The following is a 19045-nucleotide window of genomic DNA, read 5'->3' as shown; positions in this document are numbered from 1 at the left end:
CATTCATCATCTATCCAAATATATTTTATTATTCATTTCGAATAATAATATATCATAAAATTCTCTTTATGAATATACAAATGAAAGCGTATTTCCCCCGCCTATCTAGAACAAGCACGAATTAACATCACAGTGAGGTTCATCCAACAATTCGTCAATAGGATCGACCGTGCGTCGGACGCGAGACCCATATTCAGTCGCCTTCGCTTCCCCCCCTTGCCTGATTAGAGAGATTGGTTATCCTACGAATTCTCCTTCATTTGTTTGTATAGGGTCCTTCATTCAACTATCGTCTCCCGTCCCTCGTTTAGTTTAACTATCGATAGCTGCCAGTACAAAAATAAAAATAAGTGCGTCACATTAACGTCGAACTGCGACACATCTAAGCTTTTATGGAAAAGGAGATTAAACTAACTGGCAGATTAGCGCAACTCAATGCCTTGTAAATACGTATTAATTATGGTTCAATTTGGAAACAAAGGAGTGATTGATCTGAAGTATGGAATGTACGTTGTAGCAATAATAATGACCATAATATTGATTGTTGGTTGTAGTAATAAAAGCCCCTTCGGAGAAAATTTAGAAAGTAAAGATGAAGTATTTGTAAAGAGCGAAAAGATTGAGAAGACAATTACAGATGAAAATGAGATATCCGATTTGGTAAATGTCCTAAACAAAAGTAAAGCAATAGAGCCTCCTGAAAAAGCTAAGGGAATAAAACTAGATGTTTCGAAAGAAACCGTATTAATAAAATTCCCAAAAGCTGATTTCTTCTATATTGGAGATGGATATTTGTACTACGGAAATAATGGACAATACTATTCTGTCTCAACAGACATTGAAGATTATATTACAGAGTAGCATGACAATCATCAATCCTAACGAAGAACGTTAGCTCAATTGACCGCCTTATTAGAGGCGGTTTTCTTATTGGTGAAAATTCATAAGACACCTGCTCCTCTCTGTCGCAATATGGATCAACAAATTAAGCAGTTTTCTAATCCGAATGACCCTGACAGTTTCATCATGAATAGTTTATTTGAACTAACGTTCCCCGTTTTACCTGAAAAAAGGCCACCCGAGAGTTACTAGGCATAGGTAAGCGAAACAAACTGATCTAATTATTTTCCTTTCTTCGAAGCCATCCAGAAGACAAGAATCACGACTGGGATAAATATGAACCACGAAATATTAATTGTACTCTGGGTAATAAAAGCGATCAGTAACAATCCTAATGTACCAAGAATTAGCCATAGGCGGCCTCTTCCAAAAGTCGCCAAAGGTGTTGATCCTCCGCATCATTAAAGCTTGACCAACCGTCCCTAAACTTCCTCGAGCAATTCGAAGAAGCGGGCAAAACCAGCTATCGTGATCAGGCGTACTCTTCTCCCAAAGTATTAATTGATGGCGAAGTCCAAGCCTTTATTGTTCGCCCGGAATTGAACAACGGAGGAATCATGACGCCTCTCCGCAGTATTTTGGAATGGACGGGGGCAGATTGGTCTTGGAACGGGGAAACGCGGCAAGTAAAACTTAGGCACCTGGATAAAGAAATAATACTTACGATCGATTCCAACATTATCATCGAAGATGGTAAGTCTCGCACGATTGATGTGATACCTTTCATTCGGGAGGGTTATACAATGGTGCCCATTCGTTTCGTTACGGAAGCGTTTGGCTTCCAGCTCGAATATGATGACAACCTCCGATGGGTCAATTTAACAACGCTAAAATAGCCTGAATTTCATATGTAGGGTCGAACTATCCTGCCCGTTTAATATCAGGGTGAAACTCCACGGTATACTATCACTGATATCTTAGAGGTACCGAGGATTATGCGCACATTGTTGTTATCGGTGATTTGAGTGAGGTTAAGACTGAAAAGAGGCTGCCCTAAATGAGGCAGCCCTTTGCATAATTTGAACTATCGTTTCCCATTAGCGTAATCTTCTTTTCATAAAATTATCATCAAAATCGATAACACTTGGTGTTCCTTTTTCGTTGGGTTTCCACCCTTGATCAAGTGCCTGACAAATAAAATATTCAACATCTTTAGGTCTCACGACACTGTCGATATCTGACGCAAGATAGCAAATTGTTCCCCGGGCAGTTCGAATGAATCCATCGCTTTGCGAATCGCCTCATCTTCATCTAGAACGGCTCCTTCACAAAGAGTTTCCCATGATTTTTTTAGTTCCGATACCTTCCTGTCGTTATAAGGATCAAAGAAGCCACAATAATCATCCGTGATAATCCAGTCACTTGACTGCCCCAACTGTGATACTATCGCCACGGTGACCGAACAAGCTTGATACTCGCTGTAGAACGCCAAGCTGATCATTAACCAGGACAGAAATTATATATTTCTTAATCATTCAAAATCCCCCATTATTAACTGATCTAATGTTGTCCCACTGAGAACCATAGGATATACATTCTCTTCTTTTGGCACAACAAACTCAACGAGCACAGGTCCAGATGTCTCGAGAGCCTCTAGCCAAATGCGGCTTGCCTCCGCTTTAGTGCTTGCTCTTAATCCCTTAACTCCGTAAGCTTCAGCTAGCTTTACGAAATCGGGACTACCAGCAAGATCAATCTGGCTATAACGCCTTTCGTAAACGAGCTCCTGCTGTTGTCTGACCATACCCAACACTTGATTATTAATTACGACAATTTTTACAGGAATATTATGGATGGCGCAAATCGCCATCTCTTGTGCGCACATCTGCATGCCCCCATCACCGTTTATAGAGACCACGAGACGGTTTGGATTTCCTACCTGAGCACCTATAGCAGAGGGGAAACCGAAACCCATTGTTCCAGTACCTCCGGAAGTCACCAGTGAACGGGAATGGTTAAATTTATAAAATTGTGCAGCCCACATTTGGTGCTGACCTACGTCAGTGGTTATAATTGCATTCCCTCGCGTTGTCTCATTGATCATTTCAAGAACAAATTGCGGTTTAAGCTCAGTATCGGAATCTTTATACCGTAATGGATACATAGACTTGTTTTCTTGCATTTTAATGATCCAACTATTTGATTTGGAGGGTGTGGCTTTCGTATTTGCATATTCTAGTACAGCTTTTATATCGCCGACACATGCAATATCCGTTTTGATGTTCTTGCCAATTTCAGCCGGATCAATATCGATGTGAGCAATCCATTTGGCATGTGGAGCAAATCCATCAACTTTCATTGTAACCCGGTCATCGAACCGTGAACCAATCGAAATGATAAGATCAGCGTTTTGGATCGCCATATTCGCCGTATAAGTACCATGGTGACCTGGCATTCCTAACCACAGATCGTGGGCACTTGGAAAACCTCCTAAACCAAGCAATGTGGTTGTCACCGGAATTTTTGTTTTTCTCACGAATTCCAGCAGCTCATTAGATGCATTGGAATAAACCACCCCACCTCCAGCTATAATGACCGGCTTTTCGGACTCTGCAATAGCCTGAATCAACTTATCTATCTCGTTTGAATCAGGACTGGGAGTCGGACAATATCCCCGTAAAGTTAGTTTGTTTGATGGATGATAAAGCATTTTTTGATTTGACACGTCTTTGGGAATGTCGATCAATACCGGACCTCTCCTTCCAGTATTAGCAATATGAAATGCTTCATGGATGATGCGTGGCAGATCATGTACGTCACGAACTGAGTAGCTGTGTTTGGTTATTGGCATGGTAATACTAATAATGTCCGCTTCCTGAAATGCATCAGTGCCCATGACTGTTGTTGGAACGTTACCAGTAATAATCACAAGCGGTACAGAATCCATATAAGCGGTCGCAATTCCTGTCACTAAGTTAGTCGCTCCTGGTCCGGAGGTGGCGATGCAAACTCCTACTTTTCCTGTTGATCGAGCGTACCCGTCCGCCGCATGAATAGCACCTTGTTCGTGTCTAGTCAAAATGTGTTTGAAGTCTGGGTTACCGACCATTGCATCATAAATGTAAAGGACATTTCCTCCTGGGTACCCAAATACACATTCTGTACCTTCCATTAGCAAGCAACTTAAAAGAACCTCCGATCCAGTTAACAAATCCTGAAATTGTTGATGTGTTTTGTACGTGGGCATAGACACTTCATCCATTTGATTTCCTCCTTAAAATATAAATAACCCCTCTCGTCCTCAGTCGACAGCAAGTAGCTGCAGTGCCTGAAGGGACGAAAGGAGAAGATTTCGTGGTACCACCCTGATTTGCCAAGAACCTCACGATTCCGGCCTTATGAGGTAAGGTTTCCCTTACCTACAGCACGATAACGTGTGCCATTCCGTTTGAGCCTACTCATCGAACCAATTTCGATTCGACTTTCAATCAAAAGCTCCGAGACGACATCATACAAAGGGTTTATGGCAAAGGTTTCAGCGTTTCCCTTGCTCTCTGGACATAAGAGCCTTCGTATTTTTTTCTCATCATCGCTTTTTATTTATAAAATAAAAACCCCTCTCGTCCTCAGTCGACAGCAAGTAGCTGCAGTGCCTGAAGGGACGAAAGGGGAAGATTTCGTGGTACCACCCTGATTTGCTAAGAACCTTACGATTCCAGCCTTATGAGGTAAGGTTTCCCTTACCTACAGCACGATAACGTGTGCCATTCCGTTTGAGCCTACTCATCGAACCAATTTCGATTCGACTTTCAATCAAAAGCTCCGAGACGACATCATACAAAGGGGTTATGGCAAAGGTTTCAGCGTTCCCTTTGCTCTCTGGGCATAAGAGCCTTCGTATTTTTTTCTCTTCATCGCTTTTTTTATAATGGCTAAATGATAGCACAGAGCCTGCGGTTTTTCAAATGCTTTATTACAGGAATAAGGAGCAACTGCCGCGGCGGCAAACTGCTCCTGGATCTTTAAACTAAGTTCTTCTTCTGTTAGATTCGCTCATGACCATAAGCCCACCAGTTTTCTAAACGATTGGTCCTTCAATGGCTTTACTAAGCTTCATAACGAAATTGGTAGACTGCTCATCTTTATCGCTGACATAAATACGATATTCCCCTGCTTCTGGAATTGTAATAGTGAACTCACCTTCTCCGCTCTTCACGATGTCGCTGAACACTTGTTCTGTAGTTATAGACAATATACCAATCTCAAGTTCAACGTCATTCTCACTTACCACAGAAATTTTGAACGTCTCGCCTTTACGGAACGACAATTCTCCAAAATAGTTTTTTGCACCGCCACTCATTAAGAGCATACAGCTTGCCTTGAAAGCGCACTAACTTCTGAAGAAAATCCAATTCACTACACGACACATATTTTCTAATACGCTTAGAGGCACTCAATTAACCTGCCCGTTTATTAATGATCGTTGAGGTAATGTTTCCCGTTAGCGCAACGAGGCTGCCGATCCATACCGGCAGCCTCGTTCTGGTTGTTTATTGAACTATAATGCCCGTTAGTTGAACAATAGATGCCAAGACTGTTCCGAAGGTAATCTTCATCCATAGTGCATATGTAACAGCCTGGGATGTTGTAAATATTTCTGATAAAAGCTACTCGGCTTCGCATTGCCGAGTAGCCTCCTTGACCAACATTCCACGTTCAAAAAGGTTACTAATAAAATTATCTAACGGACTCATTTGTATCACCCATCAATATGTTTCATACACAAGTGTGTCGTCGAGTTGAAATGTTTTCCGAAAGACAGCGTAGATGAACAGCTGTCCTGCCGGCGTTTCCCCTGCATCGTAACCAAATCGAATGGTACCAAGTTCCTCGAACACCAGCTCAGACAACGCTAGAGTGCTGACATCCTCATCGGGATGAGTATTTGCAATGAGTGTCAATGCCTGATCATGCATCGTCGCCATGTTGTCCCACGTTTTCTTTATGACCGGTGACAGACGTTTCATTTCTGCCTTTGTGCGCACTGCTACTGTAACGTGAATGTCGGTTCCGTGAAACGGCAGTGTCAACTTGTAGTCTGACATCGACACATCATAGGTAAATGTCCCGAATCCTTTTACGGTATGATCCGGTTCCTGAATCAGGTTGTTGGCGTAATCCAGCCGTTCGAGCTTTGGAGCCTCGCTTGTGTCCAGTACCGCAATCTTGTTATCCGAGCAATACACTTCGACCAGTTCAGGGTGGTTCAGTTCCAGCTTCGACAGATGGTTTTGAAAACAGCGCAAGCTTTTTAGCCTCAGATTTCCGCTGATGTCCAATTCGGTCAAATGATTACCGTTGCACCGCAATTCCAGTAAATTTTCACAGTTCGTCACCCGCAGTTGGATCAAATGGTTGCTGCCGCAGTCCAGCTTCTCCAGCATCGAGTGATGGTCCAACTCCAAGGTAAACAAGGCGTTATAGCCGCACTGCAGATGGCGCAGCAGCGGATTGCGCTCCAATTCAAGCTTGGACAAGATGTTCCAGTAACAAATCAACTCCGTCAGCATAGGGTTGTGGCTCACGTCCAGATTGCGGATCCGGTTGAATCCGCAATCCAATGATTCCAGCACTGCATTCGCCGACAGTTCTAGCGCCAAAATCGCATTAGAATTGCAGTGCAGCCGCTTTAGCGCGGAATTGTGGCTAGTATTGAGCGCATACAACTCGTTGCCGTTGCATTCCAAGTCCACCAAACTGGTGTTGCTGCAAATGTCCAGCTCAGTCAACTTATTGTATGCGCAATTCAGGACCTCCAGCGACGCAAAATGCTCCAGTCCGTTCAGGCTTGCGATGTCTTTGTGCGAGATTTGCAGTTCGACAATCCCTTCCACATCACTTGTTTGAATCGAATCCCGGCCGCCGCAATACGTTTCCAATAGGAACGACCGGAACTGTTCATCAATAAAATCGTGGGTAATATTCATCTGTCCTACTCCTTCCAGTAATCGGTCCAAGCTACTTTAAACCGGCCCTATTTAACTCATGATTTTAATAATGATATCCCGATAATATTGTTTACCGTATTCATTGTTAGACTCTTCTACTTTTTTATTAAAATATTCGATGACCTCATTTTTATATGTTTCCGGAATTTTTTCTAAGTACAAATCCATTATCGTTTCAAAAGAACTTTCGGCTACTTTTTTGGGTGACATTTTTTTAATATTCATAAAATATTCCCATTTTTTATCATAATTTTCGAAATATTTAAATCTAGGCAAAAATAACGCGACATAAGGTCCTATGTTGCTTTTATCTGAATTTTCCAGCATGAATTCGTAAATTTCCTTAGTTTCCGGAAGATCATATCTCTGAATCATATTCCCAATTGCTGAAACAAGTAGAACTACAAGTTTAGTAACATCCTTATGCTTATTATAGATATCAAGAAGGGTTTGAGAAAACTTCGGATCATTAAATAAATCTTGATAATAAATGGAAACCTCTAACCTGGGCGTTTTCTCAAACTCTTTTACAGCAAGAAACAGCTCTTCATCACTCAATTTATGCCAATCAGACATTTTCTCTTTTAATAGGCTGATTTTTTCAATATTTTTTTTAGTGTCCATATTGTTCTATCATCACCATTTTCCTTTATACCACCATCTCTGAATTTTGGGGAAGATAAAAGACCTTCCTATTATCTCTTGTGTTCTGTGAATGTAGATTAGCAGGAAATTCCATAACAATAGACGCACATAATAACCAGTATGTTGCGGTAACCTGCCTGTTTATGTAATATCAGGGTGAAACTCCACGGCATACTATCACTGAATCTTTGATTAGATCGTCGCAAAAAGCCGCTACGTCACTGCCCGTCACTTCGAGCAATTGTCAAAAACATTATAAGCCGCAACCATCCACGACTTTCGTCCGGTTCCGCAACCTGCTGCAGTCCGTTCCTAATTATGAAGATATCCGTTACAATGGAGTTATGTCTTTTGAAGGAGCGATCGTTCATGAATTACGAACAGAAAGTGATCAACGAAATTATCGAGTGGGAGCGCCGGCTATTTAAACCTCCAGGCTGGCTGGAAAAAACATCAAAAACAATCGGAACTCGAATCAACAACCTGATACCTCCTAAAGTTCACAATATTATTACGACAACCATTAAGTCGATTGTGCGCACGGCGCTGTTCGGCGCTGAATATACTCCTCAAAGACCCGTGCAACGGTCATCCGATCTGGAACTTGCCGATCAAGACGCCCAACAATTGTTTTCTTTATATCAGAAAATCGCGGTAGCCGAAGGCGCCGGCACGGGAGCTGGCGGCATTTTTCTAAACGTTGTGGATTTCCCCGCGCTAATCGCGATCAAGATGAAATACTTGTTTGAATTAGCTCATGTATACGGTTACGACACTAAACATTTTTCGGAACGCGTCTTTGTTCTTAAGGTTTTCCAGTTGACGTTCTCCGGGCCAGAACAACGAGCTAGGCTGCTGGACTCCATCAAACGTTGGGACGTGGAGAAGCTGCAATGGCATTCGGATGCCGATTACTCCAAAAACATGGACTGGGAAACGTTCCAGAAGGAATACCGCGATGCTATCGACTTCCGGAAAATGCTTCAGATGGTTCCGGGTATTGGCGCGGTAGCCGGCGCTTGGGCCAATTACACCATCCTCGAGGAGCTGCGTGAATCCGCGACGAACGCTTATCGCATTCGAAAATTGAAAGAGGCTGCCCCTATCGAAGGGTAGCCTCTCTTCTCCTTATGGGTTCTTTATCGAACGGCAGCCGACATGCTTGGAATGCTGTCAGAATCCGTTTGATCTTCAACCGTCTGACTGGCAATGATCCCGCCCTTTTCATCCAAAGCTTCAATTGTATAAGGTGTGGAGGCTGCTTTCGGAAGCACCGCATACCACAATCGCTGTTCCCTTCCGTAGTCAACTATCTTGGCTTCTTTTTCGCCGCTCCCTTCACCTTCTATAATTACCTTCACTTTTGACACACTTGGGTTGACAACTTCTCCGAATACAATTGGGAAAGGGCCTATTATACCTTTATTGCTGGGCATGCTCATATAATTTAAGAGATGCGTATCAGGATGAACGGAAATTCCATAACCTCCGCCCATCTCCCATTTCCAGCCGCCAATCCATGTTTCACGTACGAATTCAAGCTGTAGACTTGTTCTTCCCTTTTCTTTGAAACCTTCAAGAAATAACAGCGCGCCTCTGTTCAAAAATTCCTTGTGAACTACTTTTTGGTTAGAATTACGAAATTTTTGAACGGCTTCCTCCGGTGTTCGCCCAATCGGGATTCTTATTGTTTCCTTCAAGCCCGTGGCTCGCGAATATCTCCAATCGGCCAACCCACCAGGCTTTTCGTAGATATAAACCATCGATGCCATAAGAAATAGAGCCACTATTGCTGCAATCGGCCCAATAAACCATAAACGTCTCGAAAATTTCAGCTTACGTATGTCACTCACTTCCTCTCTTGGCATTCTAGATTTGAAAAAGAAAAAGGCAACTGAAATTTACAGCTGCCTTCTTGTCCGTCCTATTTCGGGTTGTTTAGTCGAATTTTATTCCAACAAAGCGGACGACTCTTCATCATCGTGTCCCTTGCGCTCCACGAGACGATCGGATCGAATCGTCTGATGACCGTATTCGTAGATGGATGCGGCTACAATGAACAGGCGGTGTGCGCTTTCTCTGCCGTCGTCGCTGTCAGACGTCGCTTCCTTCATAAACGCATTGTTCTCTTCTTCGATGGATTCGGCCTTCCAGCTTTCCGGCTTGACTTTTTCCTCGAACTTAAGTAGAACGTATTCGTTAAACTTGATCAAGCTCTCCAAATGCCGGTCATATCTCCGATTGATCTCCTTGGTTCGCTCTGATTGAAAATAGTGTTCCTGTACGGTTTCGAGCACCTCATAGCCCTTCTGCAAATTGTGCAGCAATTGCTTATAGACGACTACCTGCCGCGTCTGTCGATACTTTACCCGCTTCAGCTTTTTGAGCTCCTCTTCCAGCAGCTTGTACTTATCCGTCAGCGCTTGCAGTCCGTCCGCCAGCTCCTGTTTCTGTTCCCGAAATACTTTCTCCTTAATCTCGTCGGATATAGCAGTTCGGAGCAGCAAAGAGAGCTGGTTGAATACCCGATGGATCTGCTTCGTAAATTGTTCTCTTGGATCCGGCGGCACGAATATAATATTAACCAGGAAAGCCGCTACGATGCCGATCAGGCTGAGCAGGAAGCGATTGAGCGCGAACTCCCAGTCGCCGGATGCCTCCATCACGCTGACGACCGTTACAAGCGTCAAGCCGATGGACTCCGACATTTTTAATTTCATGCAAATCATGATCACAAGTATGCAGACAACGCCAATCGCTATGGGCTCGTTCGAAAAATAGGTGCCTGCGAGCAACGCGATGATGGCGCCGAGCGTGTTCGCCTGAACCTGCTGAAGGAAATATCGCCAAGATCGATAGATCGTCGGCTGCAGCGCGAAAATCGCCGCGACCGCCGCGATAACATGCGGAGTAAATTCGAGCCACATACTGACGTACAGCGCCAGCGTGACCGCTATTCCCGTTTTCAACATACGAGCTCCGAAAGTCATGACGCACCTCCAGCCCGACGAATCCAACCATCTGTTTCGCGGATCAAATCTCCCACTGTCGCCATTGCTTTGTCCAAGTCGGCCGGTTTTTCCGTAATCAGACTAATAACTTCATTTACTCGTGTCGTATAGGCATGTGGTGCGAGTGGAAAGGAATCGACGATGGCTGCCGCTCCTTTTTCGTTCATCCAATATGTTTCGTTAATGGCAAACAACACTTGATTTAAGCAGGATATCGTCCGATAAAGTTGTCCAGCCACGTACGATAAATCCTTTTTATGAATCCCTTTCCCGGCTCCCTCGTACGAGAAGCCCGCTTCCCACCAAAACCGCCCAACGATCCCCTCCCGCATCTTGCTTGGATATGGAACCGTCTTCGCCTTCATTGTCCCGATGGCTCCATACGGATCCCATAAAATATTGCACAATGCCGCTTCCGCCGCATAAACGGCATTAACGAAACCATGCGGATGGCCCGGTTGGTATTCGATCATTATATCTCCGGCAATGCATTGCTCCAAGACAGTCGATACCTGGCCAATGTCGCGATATAGGAAATCGACAGGCTGGTCATCTACCTTAAGCCAACCTCCGCCGTTAATCCACGGCCCCCATTCGCCGATCTCCGTAATGATATCTTCCCGCCGCTCGTCGTCTAGAATAGATGCAACTCGCCGAATCCCGGCAATATCGAGCCCTTCGCCGCCTTCGTAATAGATGCCAATATCTATGTCGGACAGCGCGTGTCCTGTGCCTCTTGCCCTTGATCCGCCAAGCACGATCGCCTTTACGCCGTCGACTTGTCGAAGTTGGTCCGTAATTCGGATTATTGTTTCTTGCGCCGCCAATTCTCTCTCTCCGTTTCCATCCATCTTGTCGATCCTTAGTGTATCATATTACGGCACAATGATCACTCCGAACGCGACCGACAGGAATTACAACACATCCAGAAAAGTTCCGAATGCGCCAGCCTGACGGCCTCTCAGCACGCTGGGATCATATATCTCGACCGAAGCGCAGCGCAGACATGACACGAACAGATAATGGTGATGCTGGATATCCAACAGCTTGCTTAGACCCGCTCCCGTCATAGCCACTTCGGCAGCTTTACATTCATTGTGTCCGCATTTGGCGCAAACAAAGTTGTTTTCGATGGCGTGGATTTCGTTTATATCAACCTCATGCTCGTCCGCCTCTCGCGCTTCCTCTTCGCCAAACATCCCGCTCTCTTTCTCCTCCAAATGCTCGGGCAACACTTCATGCTTGCATTCCGGACAAATATCCCCGCTAAGCCGAACCTCGTTTCCGCACCATGGACATGTCACTTCCAACTTCCCCGCCTCCTTTGGTTTGTTTGACGACAATACTGCTTTCGTATTCCCTTTATTCTATCTATACGTTCTACTGACACCACAACTTCTGCATCTCAGCGTCGTACTTCTTTTGCGAAAAACTCATTGCGGCTGCCTTGTTCAGCCATTCCACCCGATTACCAATAAGCTCGTAATCTATTTGGTTTGATTCCACGGTCACCAGCTCCCTGTATTCTATGTATCCATATTAGCATATTTTGGATGAAGGGCAGTACAGTAGTATCATTGCATGACAATTATTACGCAGAAACAAATATTTTAAAACCAGTGATTTAAAGAAGCGGCAAGCCCCCGGCCTACCGCCACATTACTTTTGCTCAACTATTCGCGTCAACCCGGCTCCGGATTCTGGCCGCTCACGCGGCGCAGCTCGTTGGCAAGGCGGTTAAACTCCGCTCTCGCTTGAGGATCAGTTGTCGCCATATAGGCGGCGCTCAGAAACCGGATGATGTTATTGGCATCCTTCGGATCCAGCATCTCCTCTTCCTCCTCCTGCAATAAGGTATTGACCTGGGCAACAAAGCTGTCCCATCCGCCCCAGTCCCCGTCTTGATTCATCTTCCTCGGACAATTTTTGCCGCTCCAGTCATAATGGCGGCGCAAGCGGTCCGTCCCCCAGCCTCGTTCTTTAAGCATGGAAGCGGTTAAAGCGGCGGCATTGGCTAACGTAGCGCTATAATTGCCGCTTTCGGTTATTTCGATGGAGATCGATGTCCGATTGCCGCTGGTTGCAGAGTTGCCATCACCCGCATGCCAGGCGACCTCGGTGAGCGGAATACATTCGATCGCTTCCTTCTGGTCGATCACAATATGATAAGAGGCTGTTGCCGAATTAGACGGATTCGTCAGCCAGTTTCTTTCGTTCCTTGCGGTGCTGGAAGAGTTGGCCGTATTGTGGATCGTGATCGTAGTTGCGTTCAGCGGCAAGCCGGGGCGTCTATTGTTCGGCGTCGATCTTGGGATGTGGTCTACGATATACGTATACAACAGGATATCCTCCTCTCTCTCGTTCGACGTCCTATAGCATATGCCGGAATACCGTTAAGGGGGAGGGCTATTGTTATCCCAGCAGGACGACTCTCGCTCCGGGATCCCATTCGATCGGCACGCCGAGCAGCATGGCAAGCTCCCTGGCTTTGACGTAGCCAACCGACATCGACAGTCTCGAAGTCAGCTCCACGCCGTTAACGGTCACCGCCGTGCCCGTCCAGCCCACTATTGCTCCTAACGCTTCTGCGATTTTTCGCGCCGGCACCCATGTTACGCCTTCCTTTAAATAGCCCGTCCCGATGACTCCACCCTGCCAAGTGACGGGAATGATCGACGCGTCTTCGAATCCTCGTACCATAGTCTGTGGCGCAGCCGGCACATCATATCTCCTCAGACCGTATTGCTCAATGATTCTCATCAGCTTCGTCGCGTAAGCCGGGTCAGTCGCATAACCGCTAGCCAAAAGCATGGAAGCCTGACGTTCCGGCGTGATCGCGGAGCGCACTCTTTCATACCGCGGAGCTTCCAGGAACAAATCCAGATCCTTGTAAAAATGATAGAGGCTTTTGTAAGCCCGGAACGCAGCCTGCATGCTTACCGTCTTGCCATCGATATACTCCCAAGTCCCTTTGACGACCGCCTGTCCCTGCCAATATGGATTGATAGGACCGCCGCCGACCTTGATTCCGCCCAGATTGTGCCAGGCATGGATCTCCCCGCCGGATTCCAGCAAACTCTGCGCCATTCGAACCGACGGAAACATCCTGGACCCTTCCGACCATACGAGCTGAACCGTAGGCGCAATTGCCGCAAAAAACTGCTCCCTTGTCATTTTTGCCATTGCTTTACCTCCTTTGGCTGCTACGCTCTCCCTAACTGTGTATGCGCCGGCTTGGCAAATGGAAACGGCTCCCCGTCCTGTTGGACGAAGAGCCGTCATCATAAGAGGTTGTTCATAAAGCTACTTACAAGTTATAAAATTTCTTGCTTTGTAAAAACAGTCCGCGCGCAGCCTCTTCGGGCGCGATCCCTTTAACCCTTGCAATGCCGAGCACGGACTCCCGAGCCATCTCGGGCACGGTTGCTCTCCCGCTAAAAGGGCCTTCGAAAGGCCATGGTCCGTCGGTCTCCGCCATCATAAGCTCCACGGGATAACGACGAACGACCTCGATGATTTCGTCCTCGTAAGCAATGTCCGGCGTAACGGAAATGTAATACCCCGCCTCCGCCATCCGTCTCATCGTATCCGGGCTGCCCTTGAACCAGTGAAAATGAGCCTTCCTCACGCCGTATTGCTCAAGCAGCGAACAGGCTTTGTCGGCATCCTCGTAGACGGCATGAAGCACGATCGGGCGATCCAGCTCGGCAGCGAGGGCGACGAAACGCTCAAGCAGCAACAAATACGGCGTCTCGTCGAAAGGCTCACCCGCCTCCTCGGCTTCCGTCCGCTTGTAATACGGCAAGCCGACTTCGCCAATCGCAAATGCCTCGCCCGCCGCATGCCTCTCCCTTATCCAGGTCAGCAGTTCCTCTCTCTCCAGCTCGGAAGGCGCCTCCTGCTCCGGATGAAAGCCATAGGCGGGATGGACACGCCCGCGATGGCGGAGCGCCAACTCGCGCGTTCGGATCGAGGAAGCCAGATCCATCGATACGGCGACGACCGTCTCCACGCCTTGGCTAAACGCTTCCGCCAGCAGCTCCTCCTGCTTTTCGGGGGGATAAAGGTCGACATGAAGGTGAGCGTCCACGACGGGAAAGCGATCAGACATGATCATCCACCGCCTTTCCGTCGCCCTGCAGATGTCCGTAGATGCGGGTCTTCAATTCATTAAATCTGGGGTCGGTCCACAGATCCTCCCGGCGCGGCCGCTCAAACGGCACGACAATCTCGTCTACCGCGGATGCAGGCGATGCTGACAAAACGATAATCCGGTCGGAAAGGTAAAGCGCCTCTTCGATGCTGTGCGTGACGAGCAGTACCGACTTGCGATGCGTCTCCCAGATCGACAGGAGCCACTTCTGCATGTGAAGCCGCGTCAAAGCATCAAGCGCTCCAAAGGGTTCGTCGAGCAGCATCAGCGTACGCGGCGACAAAAGCGCACGTAAAAACGAGACGCGCTGCTGCATTCCGCCGGACAGCACATGCGGATAAGCTCTCGCATACTCCGCCAGCCCCACGCGAGAGAGCCATTCCTTCGTCATGGTCTTCGCCGTCCCCTTGTCGATGCCGGCGATCTTAAGCGCCATCTCGATATTGCCGGAGACGGATCTCCAAGGAAGCAGGGCGGCTTGCTGCGGCATATAAGCAACATGACCGCGCTCGCCGGTCGTGATGCGGCCCTCGATGCGGATCTCTCCCGCATCCGGTTGCCGAAGCCCGCCAATAACGCCGAACAGCGTTGTTTTGCCGCTGCCTGATGGTCCGATCAGCGAGACGAACTCTCCGTCCTCCACTCGCAAGGTCAGGTCGCGCAGCACTTCCTTTGTCCCGAAGCTTATGCCAACGCCATTTACTTCAAGCTTCATGCCGCTCTCCCCCTTCCTTGACCGGCGGACGCCAGCGAATGACGATTCGTTCCGCCCACGTTACGAGTCCGAACATGACCATGCTTACGATAATGATCAGAATAACGGCGGCGAACGCCCGCTCCGGCATAAAGCCGCGCGAGGACAGAGCCATAAAACCTCCGAGGCCAAGCTTCGGGGCCAGCATGTCGGCGATGACCGCCCCTAACATGCTGTACGTCGCGGCAATCTTGAGGCCGGAGAACAGATGAACGGCGGCGCTGGGAAGCTCCAGCTTCCAGAACAGCTCCGCTTTGCCCGCTCCGATCATGCGCATATAATGACGCAGTCCGGCATCCGCGCTGGCAAGACCCGACAGCATGGCGACCGATACGGGAAAAAAACAGACGAGCATAACGAGCAGCGTCTTGGGCAGCGTGCCATAGCCGAACAACATCGTCAGGATGGGTCCCAAAATGACGACCGGCACGTTCTGAGACAGGATGAGCAGCGGGTAGACGCCTCTGCGCACTCCCGGCAGCAGATGCAGCAAAGCGGCGAGCGCAAAGCCCGCCGCCGAACCGCCCGTAAAGCCCAGCATCATTAGCTTGAGCGTCGCCCACGTATGCGCCATGAGGCGCGGCCAGATCTCGATCGCCTCCAGTACAACCGCCGACGGGGCCGGGATGCGCCAGGCATCCACGATTCCCAGCGAGGCGGATGCCTGCCATAGCGCGATCAGAGCGCCCAGTGCAAGCGCAGGCGGCCATAGCTTGGCCCACGCTCCCGTTCCGGACTTTTTCCTACTGGCCATCCGGGTATTTCTCCAGCAGTCGGCCCATGGAGGCGCCATTCTCCGGATTGTAATATATTTTAATCTGGGAAATGACCGAAGCGCAGCCCATCTCCGTCATCGCTTCGTTCATTAGCTGTACGATGTTCAGCAGCTCGGACAGCTCCCCCTCCATCGTCGTCTCCAGCGGAGCCACCCGATAAGGTACGCCCGAATCCTTAATGATATCGATAGCGCGATCCACGAAAGGAAGGACGCTTGCCCCTCCCGGCGTGCTCGGCAATATTTGAATGCTTACCAACGCGTTTGCCATCTGTTTGTTCCCCTCTCCGAAGTTATCTTCAATCCGACCGGAGCATCCGCTCCATTGGCCGATCCGTCCTTATATGCCTGGCTCCCGTTACTCCCGTTATTCCGGCAGGAACTCGTTCGTGAACGCCTTCTCCGCTTCCAGCTTGCCCTCGAGCAGTCCTTGATCGAACATCCAGTTTGCGTAATTCTCCCATATGCTCAACTTCTGCTCGCCCCAGCGCGGCGCGTCGTCCCGATACTTCGGACTGAGCCACTTCTGGCTGGCACGCACAAGATCCGCGTTCAGATCCGGCTCCGCCTTGATCAGCACTTCAGCCGCATCCTCCGGATTGTCGATCGTGAATTGATAACCTTCGGCCGCTCCCGCCGCGAACGCCTTCACCGTCTCGGGATCCGACTTGATCTGCTCCTCGTTCGTCACCAAGACCGGCGTATAATAGTCCAGCTTGTCGCTGTAGTCCGTCAGATAAACCATGTTCAGCTCTTCGCCGCGCAGCTCTGCCTCGACGCCAGTCCAGGCATAGTAGATCCAAGCGAAATCGATATCCCGCTCCACGGCCGCAAAGAAGTCGCTGTCGCCGATGCTCATAATGTCGACCTTGCTGACATCGCCTCCGTCCGCCTGCATAAGGGCATCGATGACGGATTCTTCTACCGGAGCTCCCCAGCCGCCATAACGCTGTCCTTCGAATTTTTTGGGCGAATCGATGCCTTTCGCCTTCGGCGAGGCGAAACCCGAGGTGTTATGCTGAATGACCGCAGCGATGGAGACGATCGGCACGCCAGCGATGCGGGCCATCGTGACCGACTCCTGGTAGCTGACGCCGAACGCGGCATCGCCGGAAGCGACCATCGCATCGGCGCCGTCTTGTCCCGGCTGAATAATCTCGACGTCCAGGCCGTGCTTCTCGAAGAAACCGTTGTCCCGAGCGACATATAATCCCGTATGGTTCGTATTCGGCGTCCAATCGAGCACGACCTTCACCTTCTTAAGCTCCTTCTCGCCTCCAGCGCCGCTATCACCTTCCGGCTCATTGCCGCCGCAGCCGGCGATCGTCAACGTCAAGGCCAGCACCGTAGCCGTGAGCCCTCTTCCCCATAATCCCTTCTTCTTGTGCAGCATGTGTACTTCCCCTCTCCGCCTTCTATGTCTTCTGGATTGACGTTCCTGCTCTTTCCCTTATTCCAAAAAAAATCGCCCTCCTGTTCAGGAGGGCGAGTTGCAATCGGCTTGGTACGCGCTTGTCATCACGATTCGCGCGCAGTCCCAACGACTGTACGCCAAATCATGAAGAAGCGCTCGCTTCACGTTCCTACGCCGGCATTATCCGGATCAGGTATACGGGTCGGAATGTTGTCATTCCCTCTCAGCCGGCCTAACCAGCTCCCCGGAGCATATTCGGTTTCGTCAATTACGTAACCAATTATAGCAGACTCCGCGGGTAATGCCAGCATTATTTTCCCATGTTTATCGTTCTATTCGCTCGCCGGCAACTTTTTATACCGCTTCCGCACTCCGATCACAACCATGATCAGCGGAATGGCGACCTGGTAGATGGGCATCATCTTCAACGTCACGTCGAGTCCCAGCCATATATGAAACGTATGATTGGGCTCCAAAAACGACATCGCATAGACGACGACTCCGACGGGAAGCAGCAGATTACGGGTCTCGATGCCTGTCGAGCTGTGAAAGACGAACACGGAAGCAAGGTACAGAGCCGTTATCTTCACGTACAGTCCGATAAACAGAAGCAAGGTCACGATGACGTCTAGGCGTTCCAGGAAATTGGCCAGCCGGATCAGTTGCACAGCTTGCAGCAGCGGCAATGAGGTAGCGCCGGCCAACGCCGGACCCAGCACGCATAGAATCAGCATATTCATGAAGATAAGGAACAGGGATACGCCGCCTTGCGACCATATCGTCATTTTGGTTATCGATTTTTTTTCATTGACCAGGCTCCAGAAAACGAACATGACGAAGAGCTGTCCGAACGGAAAGGAAATAAGATCAGGAAAAGCCGCTTGGAGTACGGGCATAGGTCCATTTTCCATGATCGGAAAGATCTGGTCCAGTTTCACGACGCCGCTGAAGAACAGCAGGAATACAATGATGAGGTAGCTACCGGCAGCAATCGGGAACAACATCTGCACGACCCGAACGAATACTTCCACGCCTTTGCTAGCCGTATAAGCCGCAACAAGCAGGATGCACAGCATAATCGCCCATTGCGGCGTAAATTGCAGCAGGGCGGCGGTCGTCAGCTCGCCGACATCCCGTACGTTCCTCATACATTCGTAAGCGAACCACAACGCAAAAACGCAGCCCAGCGCGGCGCCGATCGGTTTGCCGAAATGGATTTTCAACAGTTCCCCAAGGTCAGCTTCCGGCGCTCTTCGCTGAATAAACAGATAAATGGTCGTCAATAGAAGTCCCGTCGCCGCGGCAATTGCCATGGCGATCCATGAGTCTTGTTTCGCTTTGATGCCAAGCTCGAACAGCGGCGTGCTGCCGATCAGGAACAAAATAATCAGCAGCGCAAGCTGACTCTTGCCGATTTGCTGTCGCAAAGCCTTTCCTCCCTTCAT

The 19045-nt window shown here is 48.7% G+C and carries 19 protein-coding genes, 1 pseudogene and 1 riboswitch; of the genes and pseudogenes, 3 read left to right on the top strand and 17 right to left on the bottom strand.

Annotated elements, in window-relative coordinates:
* Window positions 1-483: 483 nt before the first annotated feature.
* Together B1748_RS10390 and B1748_RS37980 are read left to right on the top strand one after the other, a co-directional pair.
* Window positions 484-861, top strand: coding sequence for a hypothetical protein (locus tag B1748_RS10390; protein ID WP_143810277.1), 378 nt, complete (start codon window positions 484-486; stop codon window positions 859-861).
* 539 nt (window positions 862-1400) lie between these two features.
* On the top strand, window positions 1401-1736 hold the full coding sequence (locus tag B1748_RS37980) for a copper amine oxidase N-terminal domain-containing protein (RefSeq protein WP_373271267.1): 336 nt from the start codon (window positions 1401-1403) through the stop codon (window positions 1734-1736).
* A gap of 490 nt (window positions 1737-2226) precedes the next feature.
* Here the strand turns inward: B1748_RS37980 and B1748_RS37415 are convergent.
* From B1748_RS37415 to B1748_RS10360, 5 genes and pseudogenes are all read right to left on the bottom strand, one after another.
* Window positions 2227-2375, bottom strand: a pseudogene (locus tag B1748_RS37415) (acetolactate synthase small subunit); the annotation flags it as partial.
* On the bottom strand, window positions 2372-4102 hold the full coding sequence (gene ilvB / locus B1748_RS10375) for a biosynthetic-type acetolactate synthase large subunit (RefSeq protein WP_087567808.1): 1731 nt from the start codon (window positions 4100-4102) through the stop codon (window positions 2372-2374). The gene ilvB and the pseudogene B1748_RS37415, both read right to left, overlap by 4 nt.
* Before the next feature lie 816 nt (window positions 4103-4918).
* Complete coding sequence (locus B1748_RS10370) at window positions 4919-5200, bottom strand: hypothetical protein (protein ID WP_143810276.1); 282 nt, start codon at window positions 5198-5200, stop codon at window positions 4919-4921.
* 406 nt (window positions 5201-5606) lie between these two features.
* Window positions 5607-6827 (bottom strand): leucine-rich repeat domain-containing protein, encoded by a 1221-nt coding sequence (locus tag B1748_RS10365; protein ID WP_087567806.1) that lies wholly within the window; start codon window positions 6825-6827, stop codon window positions 5607-5609.
* 51 nt (window positions 6828-6878) lie between these two features.
* Window positions 6879-7472 (bottom strand): hypothetical protein, encoded by a 594-nt coding sequence (locus B1748_RS10360; protein ID WP_087567805.1) that lies wholly within the window; start codon window positions 7470-7472, stop codon window positions 6879-6881.
* 390 nt (window positions 7473-7862) lie between these two features.
* Between B1748_RS10360 and B1748_RS10355 the strand changes: the two genes are divergently transcribed.
* The gene (locus B1748_RS10355) at window positions 7863-8609 is read left to right on the top strand and encodes an EcsC family protein (protein ID WP_087567804.1); all 747 of its coding nucleotides are present in this window, start codon (window positions 7863-7865) and stop codon (window positions 8607-8609) included.
* Between the two features lie 23 nt (window positions 8610-8632).
* Here B1748_RS10355 and B1748_RS10350 read toward each other — a convergent pair whose 3' ends face one another.
* From B1748_RS10350 to B1748_RS10295, 12 genes are all read right to left on the bottom strand, one after another.
* Window positions 8633-9265 (bottom strand): hypothetical protein, encoded by a 633-nt coding sequence (locus tag B1748_RS10350; protein ID WP_087567803.1) that lies wholly within the window; start codon window positions 9263-9265, stop codon window positions 8633-8635.
* A gap of 177 nt (window positions 9266-9442) precedes the next feature.
* The gene (locus B1748_RS10345) at window positions 9443-10483 is read right to left on the bottom strand and encodes an FUSC family protein (RefSeq protein ID WP_087567802.1); all 1041 of its coding nucleotides are present in this window, start codon (window positions 10481-10483) and stop codon (window positions 9443-9445) included.
* Window positions 10480-11355, bottom strand: coding sequence for a nucleotidyltransferase domain-containing protein (locus tag B1748_RS10340; protein WP_256975606.1), 876 nt, complete (start codon window positions 11353-11355; stop codon window positions 10480-10482). Before B1748_RS10340 ends, B1748_RS10345 begins: the two co-directional genes overlap by 4 nt.
* Before the next feature lie 63 nt (window positions 11356-11418).
* Window positions 11419-11808 carry a zinc ribbon domain-containing protein gene (locus B1748_RS10335; RefSeq protein WP_256975614.1) on the bottom strand — a complete coding sequence of 130 codons (390 nt, stop codon included), beginning with the start codon at window positions 11806-11808 and terminating at the stop codon, window positions 11419-11421.
* A 378-nt stretch (window positions 11809-12186) separates the two neighbouring features.
* On the bottom strand, window positions 12187-12843 hold the full coding sequence (locus B1748_RS10330; protein WP_179215510.1) for a peptidoglycan recognition protein family protein: 657 nt from the start codon (window positions 12841-12843) through the stop codon (window positions 12187-12189).
* 73 nt (window positions 12844-12916) lie between these two features.
* Window positions 12917-13687, bottom strand: coding sequence for a glucosaminidase domain-containing protein (locus B1748_RS10325; RefSeq protein WP_087567800.1), 771 nt, complete (start codon window positions 13685-13687; stop codon window positions 12917-12919).
* Between the two features lie 124 nt (window positions 13688-13811).
* Window positions 13812-14615: a TatD family hydrolase gene (locus tag B1748_RS10320; protein WP_179215509.1), complete on the bottom strand. Its 804-nt coding sequence runs from the start codon at window positions 14613-14615 to the stop codon at window positions 13812-13814.
* On the bottom strand, window positions 14608-15372 hold the full coding sequence (locus tag B1748_RS10315) for an ABC transporter ATP-binding protein (RefSeq protein ID WP_087567799.1): 765 nt from the start codon (window positions 15370-15372) through the stop codon (window positions 14608-14610). The genes B1748_RS10320 and B1748_RS10315 overlap by 8 nt, the downstream gene beginning before the upstream one ends.
* Complete coding sequence (locus B1748_RS10310; protein ID WP_087567798.1) at window positions 15362-16165, bottom strand: ABC transporter permease; 804 nt, start codon at window positions 16163-16165, stop codon at window positions 15362-15364. The genes B1748_RS10315 and B1748_RS10310 overlap by 11 nt, the downstream gene beginning before the upstream one ends.
* Complete coding sequence (locus B1748_RS10305) at window positions 16155-16457, bottom strand: thiamine-binding protein (RefSeq protein ID WP_087567797.1); 303 nt, start codon at window positions 16455-16457, stop codon at window positions 16155-16157. Before B1748_RS10305 ends, B1748_RS10310 begins: the two co-directional genes overlap by 11 nt.
* A gap of 96 nt (window positions 16458-16553) precedes the next feature.
* On the bottom strand, window positions 16554-17579 hold the full coding sequence (locus B1748_RS10300) for an ABC transporter substrate-binding protein (RefSeq protein ID WP_087567796.1): 1026 nt from the start codon (window positions 17577-17579) through the stop codon (window positions 16554-16556).
* A gap of 169 nt (window positions 17580-17748) precedes the next feature.
* Window positions 17749-17857, bottom strand: a riboswitch (TPP riboswitch).
* 75 nt (window positions 17858-17932) lie between these two features.
* Window positions 17933-19027 (bottom strand): GerAB/ArcD/ProY family transporter, encoded by a 1095-nt coding sequence (locus tag B1748_RS10295; RefSeq protein ID WP_179215508.1) that lies wholly within the window; start codon window positions 19025-19027, stop codon window positions 17933-17935.
* Window positions 19028-19045: the final 18 nt, after the last annotated feature.

The organism is Paenibacillus sp. MY03, assembly GCF_002165585.1.
Lineage (GTDB): Bacteria > Bacillota > Bacilli > Paenibacillales > Paenibacillaceae > Pristimantibacillus > Pristimantibacillus agaridevorans.
The sequence above is the reverse complement of the archived record's forward strand: the minus strand, read 5'-3'. Positions and strand labels throughout refer to the sequence as shown.

Coding starts and splice junctions, on each gene's coding strand:
- B1748_RS10345 (WP_087567802.1), bottom strand. CDS start 10,483: ATGACTTTCGGAGCTCGTATGTTGAAAACGGGAATAGCGGTCACGCTG.
- B1748_RS10370 (WP_143810276.1), bottom strand. CDS start 5,200: ATGAGTGGCGGTGCAAAAAACTATTTTGGAGAATTGTCGTTCCGTAAA.
- B1748_RS10340 (WP_256975606.1), bottom strand. CDS start 11,355: ATGGATGGAAACGGAGAGAGAGAATTGGCGGCGCAAGAAACAATAATC.
- B1748_RS10360 (WP_087567805.1), bottom strand. CDS start 7,472: ATGGACACTAAAAAAAATATTGAAAAAATCAGCCTATTAAAAGAGAAA.
- B1748_RS10315 (WP_087567799.1), bottom strand. CDS start 15,372: ATGAAGCTTGAAGTAAATGGCGTTGGCATAAGCTTCGGGACAAAGGAA.
- B1748_RS10310 (WP_087567798.1), bottom strand. CDS start 16,165: ATGGCCAGTAGGAAAAAGTCCGGAACGGGAGCGTGGGCCAAGCTATGG.
- ilvB (WP_087567808.1), bottom strand. CDS start 4,102: ATGGATGAAGTGTCTATGCCCACGTACAAAACACATCAACAATTTCAG.
- B1748_RS10320 (WP_179215509.1), bottom strand. CDS start 14,615: ATGTCTGATCGCTTTCCCGTCGTGGACGCTCACCTTCATGTCGACCTT.
- B1748_RS10305 (WP_087567797.1), bottom strand. CDS start 16,457: ATGGCAAACGCGTTGGTAAGCATTCAAATATTGCCGAGCACGCCGGGA.
- B1748_RS10365 (WP_087567806.1), bottom strand. CDS start 6,827: ATGAATATTACCCACGATTTTATTGATGAACAGTTCCGGTCGTTCCTA.
- B1748_RS10355 (WP_087567804.1), top strand. CDS start 7,863: ATGAATTACGAACAGAAAGTGATCAACGAAATTATCGAGTGGGAGCGC.
- B1748_RS10300 (WP_087567796.1), bottom strand. CDS start 17,579: ATGCTGCACAAGAAGAAGGGATTATGGGGAAGAGGGCTCACGGCTACG.
- B1748_RS10350 (WP_087567803.1), bottom strand. CDS start 9,265: ATGGCATCGATGGTTTATATCTACGAAAAGCCTGGTGGGTTGGCCGAT.
- B1748_RS10325 (WP_087567800.1), bottom strand. CDS start 13,687: ATGGCAAAAATGACAAGGGAGCAGTTTTTTGCGGCAATTGCGCCTACG.